Source organism: Streptomyces sp. NPDC053560 (genome assembly GCF_044544605.1).
Classification (GTDB): Bacteria; Actinomycetota; Actinomycetes; order Streptomycetales; family Streptomycetaceae; genus Streptomyces.
Genome location: NZ_JBITXI010000003.1, coordinates 345,826 through 361,197, shown reverse-complemented (window position 1 = coordinate 361,197; position 15,372 = coordinate 345,826). Strand labels below are relative to the sequence as shown.

Here is a 15,372-nt window from a genome sequence, read left to right as displayed (position 1 = left end):
GCCGGTGTCATGTGCTGGGCGGACACGGCGTGAAGCTGCGGCGGTCAGATCTGGTTGAGGCCGCCGTCGATGAAGAGCTCGGTACCGGTGACGAAGCTGCTTTGGTCGCCGGCGAGGAAGAGCGCCGCCGCGGCTGCCTCATCCGGGCGGCCCATGCGGCCCAGGGGAACCTGGCTCGCGAAGAAGTCCCACAGCTTGGCTGCCTCATCCGGATCGGAGGCGAGGCCGGCGTTGCCGGGTGTTTCGATGGGCCCGGGGACGAGGGTGTTGACACGGATCTTGCGATGCTTGAGCTCATTGGCCCAGGTTCGGGAGAACGAACGAATGGCCGCCTTGGAAGCGGCGTAGACGCCGAACGCTTCGCCGCCGGAACCCGCCGCGGTGGAGCCGGTGAGGATCACCGAGGCCCCGTCGTTCAGCAGGGGAAGCGCCTTTTGGACGGTGAAGAGCATGCCCCTCACGTTGGTGCCGAAGATGGTGTCGAAGTGCTCTTCGGTGACCTGCTCCAGCGTGGAGAACTCGCCACCGCCGGCGTTGGCGAAGAGCACATCCACGCGCCGCCCCTGGTCGGCGACGGCAGCGTAAAGCCGGTCGATATCGGCGAGATCGGACACGTCGCCCCGGACGCCGGTGGCGTTCGAACCGATCTCGGACAGTGCAGTGTCGAGTGCTTCCTGCCGTCGCCCAGTAATGAACACATGCGCACCCTCGGCGGCGAACCGCTTGGCGCTGGCCAGTCCGATTCCACTGTTACCACCGGTGACGATGGCGGTCTTTCCGTCTAGTTGCCCCATGGCAGATCAATGCTCCAGTTCTGTGGGATCAGGGCCGGCCAGGACATCCCTGAGCACGTCGGCCAGCGTGATGCACTCCAACTCGGCGCGAACGGCTTCCTCGACGCGCGCGTACGCGAGACGCATCACGGGCCGGATACCGGAACCGATCGGACAGTCGAGGTTGGGTTCAGAGCGGTGCACGGCGAACAGTGGCGCCGGCTCGATCGCGTCGTACACGTCCCGCAGGGTCATGTCCTCCAGCGGCCTGGCGAGTACCCATCCCGCCTCAGCGCCGCGTCGCGAGTGCACCAGCCCGGCATCGCGCATCCGGCCGAGCAGTCGTCGGATCACGACGGGGTTGGTTTTGACGCTGCCCGCGATCCTCTCGGACGTCGCGATTCCACCCTCGCGTCGATGGTGCAGTTCGATCCACGTCAGAGCGTGCGCTGCCACGGTGAGCTGGCTGTTGCCCGCCACGAGATCACCTCCTTCAAGGTAACCATAATAGTTACATCGAATGCCGTCAAAGGGTCACCGCCCCACCCACCAGGGGCTTCACCACGCTGTCGGCCCAACGGCCAAGCCCCTGGGGTAGGCGGGAAAGAGCTCGCTGATGATCAGCGGTGGCCGCGGCCTTGCCGCGGTCCGCCCCCTGGCAAGATCGCATCCACCAGGTCGCGCTGGTACCAGGTACCCGACTTACCGCCGAGGTGGGCCGGGTCGGCGGGGCCGACGGGGACGAACCCGGCTTTGGCCAGCACCTTTTGCGACGCGGCATTCTGGCGGACGGCGGCAATGCCGCTGCCGGCTGGTGGGACCGGATCAGGCAGCACAGCCTTGGCTGGGTGGGTGCCCGCGACAGCGATGGCCTCCTGGTCGGATTCGTGAACGTGGCGTGGGACGGCGGAGTCCACGCGTTCCTGCTCGACACGAAGACGCGAGGCTCCCATCAGCGCCGAGGCATCGGGACCGCAGTCGTGCGGCTGGCGGCGGAGCATGCGCGCGCGGCGGGCTGCGAGTGGCTCCACGTCGATTTCGACCCGGAGCTGCGCCGCTTCTACTTCGACGCCTGCGGCTTCCGTTCCACCGATGCCGGGCTGATCCTGCTGGCCGCAAAGCACTGACAGGAAAACGTCGACCGTGCCCTGCTTCAGGGTGCGGCCGAGGCGTCGGATCTCGACGTGTGTGCAGGGCATGGGGCCCGCTTGGCTGTGCCGAGGGTGACGATCACTCCGCTGATCTGGTCTTTTTGCGCTGGTTGGCATGGAAGCGCGCCTTCTTCTGGCGATTCCCGCACGTGTTCATGTCGCACCATTTGCGGGTGCGGCTTTGACTGGTGTCGAAGAACGCGGCTCGGCAGGTCGGTGATGCGCACAAGGCCAGCTTTCCGTCTCGTTCGCCAGCGATGATGCTGATCGCGTCGGCGGCGATCACACTGAGGGCATCCTCCACGCAGGAAGGTGAGCTGAGCCGCCATCGCCGCTCACCCTCGGGCGTCAGGATCGCCGCGGCCCGACCCTGAGCGCTGCAGCCATTGATCACTTGGACAGCGGACGCGGGGAGAGCGTCCTGGAGCGCGGCCGCTGTCGCGGCGGCGTGAATCGACTCCCTCAGTTCCCAGGCGAGGTCGAGCTGGGCAGTGGTGCAGGAGTCCACGGCGAGGCCGTTCACCGCCAGCCAGTCGACGAGTCGGTGTGGCGTGGGGATGCGCTCCACGGCGTTGCCATGACGCTCCGACAGGGTCCCCGTGAAGCTGGTCGCCAGCACATTGCCGAGGCGGAAGTCAGGGAAGGCAGCACGCATGGAACCACCTTAGCCGGTTGCAGCGTGACTCGGAGAACTGCTAGAACCGTCTTAGCCGGTTCGTGATGGATCGTAGCCGGTTCCACGATGGTCAGGAGTTCTCATGCCCCGTCCACCCAGCGACGTGCAAGCATTTGAAGCCCGCGCAACTGACGCTGACCTCGACGATCTGCGCGCGCGACTGGCCGCGGCGCGACTGCCGGAGGCCGAGACGGTCCATCGCGCCGAGCCCGGCCCTCGCCGATGGGAACAAGGCGTTCCGCTCGCCGACCTCGTCGATGTCGTGAACTACTGGCGCACCGGGTACAACTGGCGGTCGTTCGAAGAGCGCCTCGACCAAATCGGCCAGTTCCGCACGACCATCGATGATCTGGGAATCCACTTTCTGCACCGCCGATCCTCGCGGACAGATGCCACTCCTCTGATCATGACCCACGGCTGGCCGGACAGCATTGCTCGGTTCGTCGACGTAGTGGACGAGCTGGCAGATCCGGCAGAGGCAGACGCGCCGGCGTTCCACGTCGTGGTCCCGTCGCTGCCAGGCTTTGGTTACAGCGACAAGCCGGCCACCACCGGGTGGGGAACCGAAAAGATCGCGGCTGCCTGGGTGGAACTGATGGCAAGGCTCGGCTACAGCAAGTTCGCAGCCCACGGCGGCGACTGGGGAGGCAATATCACCACGGTCCTCGGCGGCAGGTTCCCGGAGCACGTTCTGGGCATCCACACGACGTTCGCGGAGGCACCGCCCGGGTTGACGACGGAGGGGCTGACGGCGGTCGAGCGCGAGTGGGCCGAGGACACCCAGGATTTCTGGCGGCACCGTGCGGCGTACGCGAAGCAGCAGGCGACCCGGCCGCAGACCATCGGCTACTCGCTCGTCGACTCACCGGTGGGGCTTCTTGCCTGGATCCTCGACAAGTTCGCCGAGTGGTCGGACACCGAAGACAGCCCGTTCGAGACGATTTCCAGGGACCGCATTCTTGATGACGTCACCCTGTACTGGCTGACGCGGACCGGCGCATCGTCGGCCCGCATCTACTACGAAAGCCACAACTCGCTGGACCCCGAACTCCGGGTCGACGTCCCGTCGGCGATCACTGCCTACCCCCGCGACGTCGAGAAGTGTCCGCGCCCCTGGGCGCAGGAGCGGTACCGGCAGATCGTCCGATGGCGGGAGCCCGAAAGCGGGGGACATTTCCCGTCGCTGGAGGTTCCCGAGTCTTTCGTCAAAGACCTGCAGGAGGGCCTCGCTGCAGTGCTGACCGCCAACCGGTAATCGCGACTGGGTGCCGGGTAGCGGCACTCGATCACCGCTTGGTCGGGCTCAAGACGCGGACCGACGAGTAGCGCACACCGTCGAAAAGTATGTGCCCTACTGGTCGCCGACGCCTCTAGGATTGCGGAATGGCCGCCTCGCTCCGCCTGGAGAAGATCACGCCCGACAACTTCGAAGCCGCGACAGCCCTGAAGGTCCGTCCCGATCAGAGCCACTTGGTCGCCCCGGTCGTCAAGTCCCTTGCCGAGGCGTACGTACATCCAGGGGTCGCCTGGCCCCGGCTCATCCTCGACGGCGATCGGATCGTCGGCTTCCTGATGGCATTCTTCGACATTGACTTCACCGGCGAAGGCACGGACCTCCGCTCGGGCCTGTGGCGTCTCAACATCGCGGCCGATGAGCAAGGCCGTGGCTACGGCCGTTTCGCGGTCCAGGCGGTGGCCGGCGAGATTCGCCGACGCGGCGGCCGCCGCCTGACGGTCTCCTGGCACCCCGGGGACGACGGGCCCGAAGGCTTCTACCTCGGCCCGGGATTCCGGCTGACGGGAGAAATGAGCGGGGACGAGCGCGTCGGCGAACTGGAACTCTCTTGATCGGCACCCCGGCAACAGGAGGGGGTTCGCGGAGCGAAGCAGCGGAAGGGTAGTACGCAGTACGCATAACCGCTGACGGCATCTCCCCTACGCAGCGCAGGAGTTCTACCATGAGCCCGTGTCTCTCGGGGGAAGAATACGGAATGCAGCGTTCATTCTCGTAGTACTCGCCTTGCTCGGACTGTGGCTGGCTGCCGCGTTCGTCGATGTTCATGCGCAGGCGCGGCACTCGCTGGCGGTGGCCATAGCCCTCGGGACGGGTCTTTTCCGTCTGTTGTTCCCGCCGGCCCTGCGGCAGCCCGAGGTGCGAGCCGAGACCGACGTGGTGCGGCGTTCGGCGTTCGTCGTGTTTGTCGGGCGGGTTGTGGTCCTGGCGGTCTGGTTCGCTCAGGTTTTCATGGTCGGGTACGGCGCGTACTTCGTCGCCCGCGGCTTTCAGGAGCAGCAGCCCGGCTTCCAGGCCCGGGTCGCTCTCATCGCCCTTGTCGGACAGGTGCTCGCGCTGGTGTCGCAGTGCGGCAGGAGCATGGCCGGCCTCCGCCCCGACTGGGGATTCTCGCGCAGTGTCCTCAGCATTCTTCGCTTCTTGCTGAACCGGGCCTTCCTGATCTGCCTCGCCGGGTACGCGAGCGTCCTGCCAGGTCTCGTCGAGAAGGCTCTGACCTGGCTGCCGGATCATGTGTACGGCTTCTGGACGGGCCTGCTTCCGGGCTGGCTCGCCGTGCCGATGACCGTCGTCGTATGTGCCGCCTGGTTCTTCGCCGTCCTTGTCGCCGAAAGCGTCCTGCAGCGGCTCCTGGCCGCCGCGCTGGGCCAGGGGAACTCGCTCGGCGAATGGCTCGGCAGCCATGCCCCGATTACCTACCGCCGCAACGACACGTCCGTCACGTTCGACTTCAACTACTGGCTGATCCGGATCTATTACTTCAACAGCTTCCAGGCCCGGGCCTGGCTGGTGCGCGTGCTGCTGGAAGTGCATTCCAGCAGCAATTACCCGAAATACGGCCGTGGCCCCACCACGAAGCAGCGGCGTGCATGGCAGGCCCACCAGCGGCCGCTCACTGACGAAGAGAGGCAGAGCCTGCACGACCGGATCGTCACCGCGATGGTGGCGGAAGCCCCGCCCGAATGGGAATCGCTGGTCCTGGAGTACCGGGCCGTGGTGGGGCATCAGGAGATTCAGCTGGCCGTGGACCCGTCCGGCGACCCGTTCGGATGGTATGGGCCGGAGGCGGAAATGAACGGAGACGAAGAGGGCGGAGACTACGGGGGAGGCGGAGGTGAGGACGGAGAGGGCACGAGCACCACCCGGCAGCTTCCCGATTTCCCGGAGCGCGACGCGCTGTGGCGATTGCGTGAGGCGAGTTATTCGGTGGACCGCGGTGCGGAGTACGTGCAGATCCTGGCCGTGACGAAGGACGAAGCGGCGGAGCGAGGGCGCAACGGCGAAACGCGGCCGTGGGAGGTTGAGACCTGGTCCTGGGGCGGGGAACACCGGCCTGCCTGGAGGACGCCCCCGACCGCCCGCCAGTACCGTCGGGACCTCCGTCGTTTCCCGGTTGCGCGCGGCCGGCGCCCCTTCTGGCTGCGGAACGAGGTGAAGCGGATCGGCTGGGCGGAGTGAGGCGGACAGGACTGCCGGGAACCGGCCCCTGACCGTCGTGCTCCCGCCGCCTTGCGCGGCCCGCCCGCTCTCTGCCCACGCCGTGGTTCACACTGGCGGAATGACCAACGATGAGCCCGTCCTGCGAACCGGCGATTCCGACAAAGAGCTTGAAGAGCTGCTCGGGGACCGGCTGTCCGAGTTCAACAACGCTGCCACAGGGGTGGATGAGGAGACGGACTTCAGCGTTCGGGTCACGGGCGCGGACGGCGAAATCATCGGCGGGCTCACCGGCTGGACCTGGGGCGACCTGGGCGGCATCGAACTGCTGTGGGTACATGAGGACCACCGCCACGCCGGTTGGGGCACCCGGCTGCTCCAGGCAGCCGAGGCCGAGGCCCGTCGGCGCGGCTGCGCGCGCATGACCGTGTCCTCGTACTCCTTCCAGGCCCCGGACTTCTACGCGCGCCACGGCTATCGCGAGACCGGCCGCCTACCGGGCGTCCCGGGCGGCCACGAGGATGTCTACTTCCTCAAGGAACTGTCCGACTAGTGCGGCGGCCGGACCTCGTGGTCTGAGTTTCGAGCGGCCTTGGCCGGCGCGGCCGGGCAGGTTCGACGGGTGTCAGTCGCCGTCGGCGATGAAGTCTGCTATCGCGGCAGCGACAGCTTCGGGCTGCTCGTCGGGGATGAAGTGGCCGGCGTCGGGCACGACGATCCCGGTGGTGTTGTCGGCCCATGGGCTGATGGCGGCGGCCATGTCCGGAACGGAGCCGTGGCTGCTGGAGATTCCGAGGACGGGCATGGTCAGGTGCCGCTGCTTGAGCGCCTCGCGATTCTTGCGCGCCGACTCCGCGGCGTCTCGGTAGTACGCGAGGGAAGCGCGCAGGCCGCCGTCGACGGCGATGGCCGCCGCGTAATGGTCGACCTCGGCATCGTCGAAGGCATCGGAAGACAGGGCCTTCACCTTCAGGAACCAGCCGACGTACTCGCGTTCGCGGCCGGCAAGCAGCGTCTCGGGCAGCTCGGGCACGATGTGGAAAGCGAAATGCCAGGTTTTCCACGCTCGATCCGGGTCGGTGGGAATCGCCTCCGGGAGCGTGATACCGGGAATTCCGGCGTCGAGCAGAGTGACCCCGCGCAGGTGGCTCTCGAAGTTGAGGGCGAGGGAGAAAGCGACCCAGGCGCCGATGTCGTGGGCGACCAGGGAGTAGGTCGACACTCCGAGAGCCTGCACGGCGGTGTGGACGTGCGCGGCGACCGTGTGCGTGTCGTAGCCGCGCTCCGGACGCTCGGAGTGGCCCTGCCCCGGCAGGTCGATCGCGATGACGTGGAACCGTCGGGCGAGGCCGGGCATCACCTTTCGCCAGGCCCACCAGGTTTGCGGGAATCCGGCGAGCAGGACGACGGCCGGGCCGCTCGGCCGTCCGCCTTCGACGGCATGCAGGCGGACGCCGTCCGCTTCGACCCAGCGGTGAGTGAATCCGGCCAGCTGCTGCAGGGGCAGGTCGGGGACGGGGTTGCTTTCGGAGACATGCGGAGTGCTGGTTGCCGGGCCGGTCACGGGGATCCTCCATCGGCGTCAGGCATGCGGTTGGGGCGGTGTGGCTGACGGCGCCGGCTGGGACCACGTGGTGCGTTTCTCGCACTGTCGCGCAGTGCGCGCGGCATGCCTGGCCATGACCACGCTTGCAGGTTAACGCATCTTGGATCGATCAGTCCAGGATGGAATGGTGCGCAACACCGCCCGAAGCATCGACGCATCGGCAAGGAAGTGCCGCGTGGCAGACAAGAAGCAGTTCGATCGCCGCCCTGACGCCTGAAGAGATGAACCGGGTCGCCGATGCGATCCGACGGGCGCTCGCGCCCTGCCAAGACCGCGAGCAACGCCCCCTGGTCCGGCCCGACGGTGCTCGACCGGTGGCACTCATCACCCGGCTGTTACCCCTGCTGCCGCACACGGAAGACGGTACGGACGTAACGAGACCAGGGGTAACGCAAGCGGGCGTCACCCGATGTCACCAGGCATCAGGTGGTCCGCCGGATGGGGATTTGTTGTGTGGCGCGGTGGATGTTGCCGCCGCCGAGGAGGAGTTCGCGGGTGGGGATTCCGACGACGGTGTGGTGCGGAAAGATCCGGGCGAGGCGCGCGAGGGCTTCGTCGTCGCGCTCGGGGTCGAGCAGGGGAGCGAAGAGGTGGTCGGCGGTGGGGTAGAAATTGGCCTACGAAGCCGCGAGCCTGGGAAGTTGGGGGATTTTCGTGCGCGGAGTGCGATTGTGACCGTCCACGCCTCGTAGCTCGTCCTCGGTCGCGTGGAGCGGGCCGGGCAGGGGCGAGGAGCGTCACGGCGGTGACCAAGGCGGTTCCCTCGCCGCTCAACTGCCCGGAGGCGAGGCAGGAGCAGGAGCCGGGGCCGAAGCCGGGGACAAGGACGGGGACGACGACTGACAGCCCGGCTGCTCATCAGGACGCGCACCGCAGCACGTATTCCCAGCAGGCCGCAGCGCGCGTCTCTCAGCAGGTGGAGAGGCCGTCCGCCGCGCCGGCCAGGGCTTCCAGTACGGGGCGGAACAGTGGGTGTGCCTCGGCGCCCCGGCGTACCGCGGCGAAGACGCGGCGGGTGGCCGCGGGGCCGGTCACCGGCCGGGACACGGCACCCTTCAGCTCGATCCCGCGCAGTGCGGACCGGGGTACGAGCGCCACGCCGGCCCCGGCGCCCACCAGCGCCGCCACCGCCCGGAAGTCGTCCGAGGAGTGTGTCAGCGCGAGCGGGAACCCGGCGTGCTCGCAGGCGAGGAGCATCACCTCGTGGCAGGGGTTGCCGGGGTAGGGGCCGATCCACTCGTCGTCGGCGAGTGCGGCGAGCGGTACGTCCGGGTGCTGCGCGAGCGGGTGCGAAGCGGGCAGTACGGCGTCGAAGGGCTCGGCGTAGAGCGCGACGCGGGACAGGCGCTGGTCGTCCTCGCGGGGCGCGCCGCGGTATTCGACCGCGAGTGCGACGTCGGCCTCGCCGTCGAGCAGCATCGGCAGGGCTTCGTCGCCCTCGGCGTCCCGTACCCGCAGCCGGATTCCGGGGTGGTCGGTGCGGAGCCGGGCGATGGCCGGGGCCAGGACCTCCGCGATGCCGGTGGCGAAGGCCGCCACCGTCACTTCCCCGGCCGTACCGCCCGCGTAGGCGGCCAGCTCCGACTCGGCCTGTTCGAGCTGGTTGAGGACGGCGTTGGCGTGGGTGAGCAGGATTTCCCCGGCCGCCGTCAGCCGTACCCCCTTGCCGCTGCGGGTGAGCAGCGTATGGCCGCTCTCCTGCTCCAGGGCGGCGAGCTGCTGGGAGACGGCCGAGGGGGTGAGGTAGAGGGCCGCGGCCGTTGCGGTCACCGTACGGTGGTCCGCCGCGGCCCGGAGGATTCTCAGTCTGCGCGGGTCGATCACCGGTCCATCGTCGCCCAGGCGTCGGCGAAGGCCGCCACCGCCCGCTCGATGTCTTCGGTCGAGTGCGCGGCGGAGAGCTGGACGCGGATGCGCGCCTGGTCCATCGGGACGACGGGGTACGAGAAGCCGATGACGTACACGCCGCGCTCCAGCAGCAGCTCGGCCATGCGGGCTGCCCGGGACGCGTCGCCGATCATGACGGGTGCGATGGGGTGGTCGCCGGGCAGGATCTCGAAGCCCGCCTCGGTCATCTTCGTACGGAAGAGCTGGGTGTTGGCGGCCAGTTTCTCGCGCAGGTCACCCGCCGATTCCAGCAGGTCGAGGACCTTCAGCGAGGCGGCGGCGATGACCGGGGCGAGGGAGTTGGAGAACAGGTACGGCCGCGAGCGCTGACGCAGCAGGGCGACGATCTCGGCGCGCGCGGCGACGTAGCCGCCCGAGGCGCCGCCGAGTGCCTTGCCGAGGGTGCCGGTGATGATGTCCACCCGGTCGGTGACTCCGTGCAGTGCCGGGGTGCCGGCGCCGCCGGGGCCGGTGAAGCCGACGGCGTGGGAGTCGTCGACCATGACCATGGCGTCGTAGCGGTCGGCGAGGTCGCAGATCTCCTGCAGCGGGGCGACGTAGCCGTCCATGGAGAACACACCGTCGGTGACGATGAGGCGGCGGCGGGCGTCCGACGCCTCCTTCAGCCTGGCCTCCAGCTCGGCCATGTCGCGGTTGGCGTAGCGGTAGCGGCGGGCCTTGGAGAGCCGGATGCCGTCGATGATGGAGGCGTGGTTGAGGGCGTCGGAGATGACGGCGTCCTCGGCGCCCAGCAGGGTCTCGAAGACGCCGCCGTTCGCGTCGAAGCAGGAGGAGTAGAGGATCGTGTCCTCCTGGCCGAGGAATGCCGAGAGCCGGGCCTCCAGCTCCTTGTGCACGTCCTGAGTGCCGCAGATGAAGCGTACGGAGGCCATGCCGTAGCCCCAGCGGTCCAGCGCGTCCTTGGCGGCGGCGACCACCTCGGGGTGGTCGGCGAGGCCGAGGTAATTGTTGGCACAGAAGTTCAGCACGTCGCCGGTGGATCCGCTGACGGCGACGGAGGCCGACTGCGGGGTACCGATGACGCGTTCGGGCTTTTCCAGGCCCGCGTCACGGATGTCGTCGAGGGTGGCGCGCAGGTCGTCACGGACGGACGCGTACATGAGGGGTTCTCCTTCGGAGTCGGGTGGGGGCCACCGCCTGACAGCCGCGCGAGGCATGTTCGTTGGGTGGCGTGGCCGCAACCTGGAGGGCTGGGAGGGGGCGCAACTTGGCGGTGCTGGGACGGCGTGACCGCCAGCCAGAAGGCTGGGGCGGGGCGTGACCGCTACCCGGCCGGCGCGGCCGGGCCCGGGCCGCTCAGGCGGTCCAGTCGAGGATGATCTTCCCGCTGCGTGCGGTGGCGGCCTCGTCGAAGGCGGCCTCGAAGTCCTGGTAGGCGTAGGAGCCGGTGATCACGGGAGTGAGGTCGAGGCCACCTTCGAGCAGTACGGTCATGGCGTACCAGGTCTCGTACATCTCGCGGCCGTAGATGCCCTTGACGGTGATCATCGAGGTGACGATCTTCGACCAGTCGACGGGGAACTCCTCGGCGGGCAGACCCAGCATCGCGATGCGGCCGCCATGCGTCATGTTGGCGACCATCTCCCGCAGCGCTTCGGGGCGGCCGGACATCTCCAGGCCGATGTCGAAGCCCTCCCGCAGCCCGAGCCGCCGCTGGGCCTCGGAGAGGTCGGTCCTGCCGACGTTGAGGGCGAGTGTCGCGCCCACCTTGCGGGCCAGCTCCAGGCGCGGCTCGCTGACGTCGGTGATCACGACGTTGCGGGCGCCGGCGTGCCGGGCGACGGCGGCGGCCATGATGCCGATCGGGCCCGCGCCGGTGATCAGTACGTCCTCGCCGACCAGCGGGAAGGAAAGCGCGGTGTGCACGGCGTTGCCGAACGGGTCGAAGATGGCGGCGACATCGAGATCGACCTTCGTGCGGTGCACCCACACATTGGACGCGGGCAGTGCGACGTACTCGGCGAACGCGCCGTCCCGCCCCACCCCGAGGCCGAGGGTCGAGCGGCACAGGTGGCGGCGCCCGGCCAGACAGTTGCGGCACCTGCCGCAGACCAGATGACCCTCGCCGCTGACCAGGTCGCCGACCGCGATGTCGGTGACGTCCGCACCCACGGCCGCCACTTCGCCCACGAACTCGTGACCGATCACCAGGGGCGTCGACACGGCCTGCTGGGCCCAGCCGTCCCAGGAACGGATGTGCAGATCCGTACCGCAGATCCCGGTGCGCAGCACCTTGATCAGTACGTCACCGGGACCGGTCTCGGGCTCGGGAACGTCCGTGAGCCACAGGCCGGGTTCGGCGTGTTGTTTGACGAGTGCCTTCATGGCACGACTCCAGGCATCGAGGAGGGCGGGAGGTACGGCTGATCAGCGGCGGCACTCAATCTGCCGCCTGATGCGACCGTCGTCCATCGAGAATTTCTGAACCCGCCCAACAGATCACCTTCAGGCGCCTGCGAGCCTTTCGGTACGGGGGGCCTGGAGGCGCTCCCAGACCGGCTCCTCATCGCCATCGGGGTCTTCACTGCCGTCGCCTTCGCGCAGCACCCAGTCGGTCGGGGAGCCGTCGCGGCCGACCGCTGTGGAGTCGGTGAGCCAGTACGTCGTATCCGGGTCCCATCCAGCGAGCACGGTGGCACTGGGCTCTCCGGTGGTGCCGGACAGCCCCAGGTCCAGTGCCCGTCCCGCCGTGGCCAGATACCCCAGCACCGTGAGGTGCACCGCGTCGAAGTCGTCGGCGACCGCCGCCCAGTCGGGGATGTACCACTCGGCCGCCCGGCCCGTGGCCCGCCACCAGTCGTGCCGTCGCGAGCGGCGCACCGGAAGGGGGTACCTCTCGACCAGCTCCGTCCACGCCTGTGGCCCGGTGACCTCGTAGATCCGGCTGTCGTCCGAGGTGCGTACGGGCCACACCCGTGCCCGCGTCCAGCCGCCCCCGTCCTCGACAGCCATGAGCTGCACGGCGCCCAGCCGGGGCAGCGCACGCGAGGTCACAGTGATCCCGGCATCCGAAGGAAGCGACCACCAGCAGCCGCTGTAGGCGGCCGTCGGATCCTCGGGAAGCGACTGCGCCCGCCGCTCGTCCTTGACCGCCGCCGCCTTCCACTTCCGCAACGCCTGGGCCGCGCCGCGGATGGGCGGCGGGCGGTCCTTGTCGCGGCCCTCTTCCCTCCACTGCACGTATGCCTGGTCATGCAGTGCGACGGCCTCCGACCACCAGTCGGCCCACGGTGCATCACCGATCGCCTGCGCGAGCGGTCGCAGCGCCTCGGCGATGTCCGGGGCGGCGAGCAGACAGTCCTCCTCGTCCGGCTCCTGCCAGTACATCGCCGCGTCCGTGCTGTCGCCCAACGCGTTCATCAGCCCGGACGCGCCCGCCTCCGCGACCACCCCGGCGGGGTCAAGCTCGCCCAACAGCCGGACCAGCACTCCGCGCTTCTCCCGGTCGGCAGGGTCATGAGCCGCGTGGAAGAGGGCCTCCCAGACCTCGCCGTGCCGCTGTGCGAGTGCCATGCACAGCCGGCGGCCCCGAGGCCCGAGAAGCAACGCGTCAGTGTGAGAGTCGGACATTCCCGCAGCCTAGGCGCCCGCCGGCAGCCTCGCCTGCCCATTACCGCGCCGGTCGTCACCCCATGCTCTTGGCGCCGTCCATGGTCTCGCGGATGATGTCGGCGTGGCCGGCGTGCTGAGCGGTCTCGGCGATGATGTGCATCAGCACCCGGCGGGCCGACCACCGCGCACTGGGCTCGAACCACGGGGCCTTCGGGAGCGGCCACGCCACGCCCAAGTCGGGCAGAGTGACCACGAGATCGTCGGTGCGGCGAGCCACTTCCGCGTACTCGGCCAGTACGCCGGCCAGCGTCTCACCGGGCAGCAATCGGAATCCCTCGTCGCGACGGGCCCGGTCGGCCTCGGTCATCGCCGTGAAGTCCGGCATCGCCGAAGGGCCCTTGAGGATGAAGTCCGCCCAGTTCCGCTCGACCTCGGTGACATGCTTGATCAGGCCGCCCAGACACAACGCGCTGGCGGTCGTCCGCCTCCCGGCCTGCTCGTCGGTGAGGTCACGGGTGGTGAACCGCAGGAAGTGCCGCTGCTTGGCCAGTGCCTCCAGCCATTCGGCGCGCTCGCCGGCCACGGCCGGTTCCTCGGCCAGGCCGTGGGCGTTGGGTTCGTTGGCGGTCGTCATGGTCTCTCCCTTTTTGCTTGCCTGCTCCTGCTGCGTCAGCGAGACCAGGCTAGGAACCGATGCGGTCAGGATCTGTCCTGAACCTTGAAGTTCACCTCAAGGCCCGGGAGCCGATCGTCAGCTCCGCCTCGTCACCTGCCGGGGTGAGTTCCCGGATCAGCCAGCTGCGCCCTTGGATATGCGTGCCTGCGCCGGTGGTGTACGCCGGGACGACGAGTACGGGCCCCGACGGACCATCGGCCCGGTGATCGATACGCAGCTCCGCGTCGACGGCCACCGCGTCGGAGAAACGCAGGTCCACGTCGATGGACCAGGGGCGGGCGATGAACGCCTGCGGGTCGGGAAGCCCCTGGAGGCGACAGCGGGCGCCCGGAAACAGGTGCGTGTGACCGCACAAGGCCGGGAAGGTGTCGGCTTCGTCCGGCTCGGTGACGGGCTGGGGCATGGAGGGACTCCGGGATGCACGGCAACGGGCGACCCCTCTCAGTCTGGCGCGCCGGCCGCCCGAGCAGCGGCAAGCCATGCCACCGCTGCACCCACGGTCATCCGTTCGGAGCCAGGGAGAGGGGAGCCGGGCTGATCGCTGTGCAGGTCCGGGACTCAGTGACCACCCCTCAGCCCCCTCAGCCCTCCCTCTCTCCAAACGCCCCCAAGATTCGTTCGGCCGCCAGTGTGGCTGTCAGTTCGCCTTCGCGGACTTGGTGTTCCAGCTCGGGGGCGAGGGTTCGTACGGCGGGGTGGGTGTGGAGGCGGGTGAGGAGTTCGTCGCGGACCATCGTCCAGGTCCAGTCGATCTGCTGGTCGCGGCGGCGGGTGGCCAGGCGGCCGGTGGAGTCCAGGAGTGTGCGGTGTTGTTCCAGGCGGTCCCAGACGGTGTCGAGGCCGGTTGATTCGCGGGCGCTGCAACTGAGCACGGGCGGGGTCCAGGCCGCGTCCTTGCCGTGCATCAGGCGGAGCGCGCCCGCCAGTTCCCGCGCGGCGGTGCGGGCGTCGCGTTCGTGGGGGCCGTCCGCCTTGTTGACGGCGATGACGTCGGCCAGCTCCAGGACGCCCTTCTTGATGCCCTGGAGCTGGTCGCCGGTGCGGGCGAGGGTGAGGAGGAGGAAGGAGTCGACCATGTTGGCGACGGCCGTTTCGGACTGGCCGACGCCGACCGTTTCGACCAGCACCACGTCGTAGCCGGCCGCTTCCATCACCACGATGGATTCGCGGGTCGCCTTGGCGACACCGCCGAGCGTGCCGGCGGTGGGGGAGGGGCGGACGTAGGCCGCCGGATCGACGGCCAGGCGTTCCATCCGGGTCTTGTCACCGAGGATCGAGCCGCCGGTCCGGCTGGAGGACGGGTCGACGGCGAGGACGGCCACCCGGTGTCCGAGGCCGGTCAGCATCGTGCCGAAGGCGTCGATGAACGTCGACTTGCCGACGCCCGGTACGCCGCTGATGCCGATCCGCCGGGCCTGCCCGCTGTGCGGCAGGAGTTCGGTCAGCAACTCCTGGGCAAGAGCGCGGTGTTGGGGGCGGGTGGATTCGACCAGGGTGATGGCGCGGGCGACGATCGCCCGCTTGCCGTCGAGGACGCCCTTGACGTACGTGTCGAGATCGATGGCCATGGACTCACCGG

The 15,372-nt window shown here is 68.9% G+C and carries 17 protein-coding genes and 2 pseudogenes; 6 read left to right on the top strand and 13 right to left on the bottom strand.

What is annotated here, in order from left to right:
* Positions 1 to 44 precede the first annotated feature (44 nt).
* The 3 genes and pseudogenes from ACIGQF_RS08520 to ACIGQF_RS08510 all read right to left on the bottom strand — a co-directional run.
* Entirely contained in the window at positions 45 to 794 is a 750-nt protein-coding gene (locus ACIGQF_RS08520; RefSeq protein WP_399707166.1) for an SDR family oxidoreductase, read from the bottom strand.
* A 6-nt stretch (positions 795 to 800) separates the two neighbouring features.
* Entirely contained in the window at positions 801 to 1,253 is a 453-nt protein-coding gene (locus ACIGQF_RS08515) for an Rrf2 family transcriptional regulator (RefSeq protein WP_399707164.1), read from the bottom strand.
* A 140-nt stretch (positions 1,254 to 1,393) separates the two neighbouring features.
* Positions 1,394 to 1,570, bottom strand: a pseudogene (locus ACIGQF_RS08510) (GNAT family N-acetyltransferase); the annotation flags it as partial.
* On the opposite strand from ACIGQF_RS08510, the gene ACIGQF_RS08505 reads away from it, so the two are divergent.
* Positions 1,553 to 1,900 carry a GNAT family N-acetyltransferase gene (locus ACIGQF_RS08505; RefSeq protein WP_399707629.1) on the top strand — a complete coding sequence of 116 codons (348 nt, stop codon included), beginning with the start codon at positions 1,553 to 1,555 and terminating at the stop codon, positions 1,898 to 1,900. The pseudogene ACIGQF_RS08510 and the gene ACIGQF_RS08505 sit on opposite strands and share 18 nt — an antisense overlap.
* A gap of 103 nt (positions 1,901 to 2,003) precedes the next feature.
* Here the strand turns inward: ACIGQF_RS08505 and ACIGQF_RS08500 are convergent, their stop codons facing one another.
* Positions 2,004 to 2,579 (bottom strand): CGNR zinc finger domain-containing protein, encoded by a 576-nt coding sequence (locus ACIGQF_RS08500; RefSeq protein WP_399707161.1) that lies wholly within the window; start codon positions 2,577 to 2,579, stop codon positions 2,004 to 2,006.
* A 103-nt stretch (positions 2,580 to 2,682) separates the two neighbouring features.
* On the opposite strand from ACIGQF_RS08500, the gene ACIGQF_RS08495 reads away from it, so the two are divergent.
* From ACIGQF_RS08495 to ACIGQF_RS08480, 4 genes are all read left to right on the top strand, one after another.
* Positions 2,683 to 3,855, top strand: coding sequence for an epoxide hydrolase family protein (locus ACIGQF_RS08495; RefSeq protein ID WP_399707160.1), 1,173 nt, complete (start codon positions 2,683 to 2,685; stop codon positions 3,853 to 3,855).
* Positions 3,856 to 3,983: 128 nt separating this feature from the next.
* Positions 3,984 to 4,448, top strand: coding sequence for a GNAT family N-acetyltransferase (locus tag ACIGQF_RS08490; RefSeq protein ID WP_399707158.1), 465 nt, complete (start codon positions 3,984 to 3,986; stop codon positions 4,446 to 4,448).
* A 118-nt stretch (positions 4,449 to 4,566) separates the two neighbouring features.
* Complete coding sequence (locus tag ACIGQF_RS08485; RefSeq protein WP_399707156.1) at positions 4,567 to 6,072, top strand: hypothetical protein; 1,506 nt, start codon at positions 4,567 to 4,569, stop codon at positions 6,070 to 6,072.
* Between the two features lie 100 nt (positions 6,073 to 6,172).
* Complete coding sequence (locus ACIGQF_RS08480) at positions 6,173 to 6,604, top strand: GNAT family N-acetyltransferase (RefSeq protein ID WP_399707154.1); 432 nt, start codon at positions 6,173 to 6,175, stop codon at positions 6,602 to 6,604.
* 72 nt (positions 6,605 to 6,676) lie between these two features.
* Here ACIGQF_RS08480 and ACIGQF_RS08475 read toward each other — a convergent pair whose 3' ends face one another.
* Positions 6,677 to 7,615, bottom strand: a complete 939-nt coding sequence (locus tag ACIGQF_RS08475; RefSeq protein ID WP_399707153.1) for an alpha/beta fold hydrolase — start codon at positions 7,613 to 7,615, stop codon at positions 6,677 to 6,679.
* Between the two features lie 239 nt (positions 7,616 to 7,854).
* Here ACIGQF_RS08475 and ACIGQF_RS08470 point away from each other — a divergent pair.
* A pseudogene (locus tag ACIGQF_RS08470) lies at positions 7,855 to 8,028 on the top strand (ArsR family transcriptional regulator); the annotation flags it as partial.
* Positions 8,029 to 8,079: 51 nt separating this feature from the next.
* On the opposite strand, the gene ACIGQF_RS08465 reads toward ACIGQF_RS08470, so the two are convergent.
* The 8 genes from ACIGQF_RS08465 to meaB form a co-directional block, all read right to left on the bottom strand.
* Positions 8,080 to 8,235, bottom strand: a complete 156-nt coding sequence (locus tag ACIGQF_RS08465; protein ID WP_399707627.1) for an agmatine deiminase family protein — start codon at positions 8,233 to 8,235, stop codon at positions 8,080 to 8,082.
* Between the two features lie 331 nt (positions 8,236 to 8,566).
* Positions 8,567 to 9,481, bottom strand: a complete 915-nt coding sequence (locus tag ACIGQF_RS08460) for a LysR family transcriptional regulator (RefSeq protein ID WP_399707151.1) — start codon at positions 9,479 to 9,481, stop codon at positions 8,567 to 8,569.
* On the bottom strand, positions 9,478 to 10,665 hold the full coding sequence (locus ACIGQF_RS08455; protein WP_399707149.1) for a glycine C-acetyltransferase: 1,188 nt from the start codon (positions 10,663 to 10,665) through the stop codon (positions 9,478 to 9,480). The genes ACIGQF_RS08460 and ACIGQF_RS08455 overlap by 4 nt, the downstream gene beginning before the upstream one ends.
* Positions 10,666 to 10,861: 196 nt before the next feature.
* Positions 10,862 to 11,890 (bottom strand): L-threonine 3-dehydrogenase, encoded by a 1,029-nt coding sequence (tdh, locus tag ACIGQF_RS08450; protein ID WP_399707147.1) that lies wholly within the window; start codon positions 11,888 to 11,890, stop codon positions 10,862 to 10,864.
* 120 nt (positions 11,891 to 12,010) lie between these two features.
* Complete coding sequence (locus tag ACIGQF_RS08445) at positions 12,011 to 13,135, bottom strand: hypothetical protein (protein WP_399707146.1); 1,125 nt, start codon at positions 13,133 to 13,135, stop codon at positions 12,011 to 12,013.
* Positions 13,136 to 13,190: 55 nt separating this feature from the next.
* A complete protein-coding gene (locus ACIGQF_RS08440) occupies positions 13,191 to 13,751 on the bottom strand; it encodes a DinB family protein (protein WP_399707144.1) in 561 nt (186 codons plus the stop codon).
* Positions 13,752 to 13,842: 91 nt separating this feature from the next.
* Positions 13,843 to 14,196 (bottom strand): hypothetical protein, encoded by a 354-nt coding sequence (locus tag ACIGQF_RS08435; RefSeq protein ID WP_399707142.1) that lies wholly within the window; start codon positions 14,194 to 14,196, stop codon positions 13,843 to 13,845.
* A 178-nt stretch (positions 14,197 to 14,374) separates the two neighbouring features.
* Positions 14,375 to 15,361, bottom strand: a complete 987-nt coding sequence (meaB, locus tag ACIGQF_RS08430) for a methylmalonyl Co-A mutase-associated GTPase MeaB (RefSeq protein WP_399707141.1) — start codon at positions 15,359 to 15,361, stop codon at positions 14,375 to 14,377.
* Between the last annotated feature and the right edge of the window lie 11 nt (positions 15,362 to 15,372).

Excerpts from the sequence above, each read along its gene's own strand:
- ACIGQF_RS08490 (WP_399707158.1), top strand. The coding sequence starts at position 3,984 with ATGGCCGCCTCGCTCCGCCTGGAGAAGATCACGCCCGACAACTTCGAA.
- meaB (WP_399707141.1), bottom strand. The coding sequence starts at position 15,361 with ATGGCCATCGATCTCGACACGTACGTCAAGGGCGTCCTCGACGGCAAG.
- ACIGQF_RS08455 (WP_399707149.1), bottom strand. The coding sequence starts at position 10,665 with ATGTACGCGTCCGTCCGTGACGACCTGCGCGCCACCCTCGACGACATC.
- ACIGQF_RS08500 (WP_399707161.1), bottom strand. The coding sequence starts at position 2,579 with ATGCGTGCTGCCTTCCCTGACTTCCGCCTCGGCAATGTGCTGGCGACC.
- ACIGQF_RS08495 (WP_399707160.1), top strand. The coding sequence starts at position 2,683 with ATGCCCCGTCCACCCAGCGACGTGCAAGCATTTGAAGCCCGCGCAACT.
- ACIGQF_RS08520 (WP_399707166.1), bottom strand. The coding sequence starts at position 794 with ATGGGGCAACTAGACGGAAAGACCGCCATCGTCACCGGTGGTAACAGT.
- ACIGQF_RS08440 (WP_399707144.1), bottom strand. The coding sequence starts at position 13,751 with ATGACGACCGCCAACGAACCCAACGCCCACGGCCTGGCCGAGGAACCG.
- ACIGQF_RS08445 (WP_399707146.1), bottom strand. The coding sequence starts at position 13,135 with ATGTCCGACTCTCACACTGACGCGTTGCTTCTCGGGCCTCGGGGCCGC.
- ACIGQF_RS08435 (WP_399707142.1), bottom strand. The coding sequence starts at position 14,196 with ATGCCCCAGCCCGTCACCGAGCCGGACGAAGCCGACACCTTCCCGGCC.
- tdh (WP_399707147.1), bottom strand. The coding sequence starts at position 11,890 with ATGAAGGCACTCGTCAAACAACACGCCGAACCCGGCCTGTGGCTCACG.
- ACIGQF_RS08480 (WP_399707154.1), top strand. The coding sequence starts at position 6,173 with ATGACCAACGATGAGCCCGTCCTGCGAACCGGCGATTCCGACAAAGAG.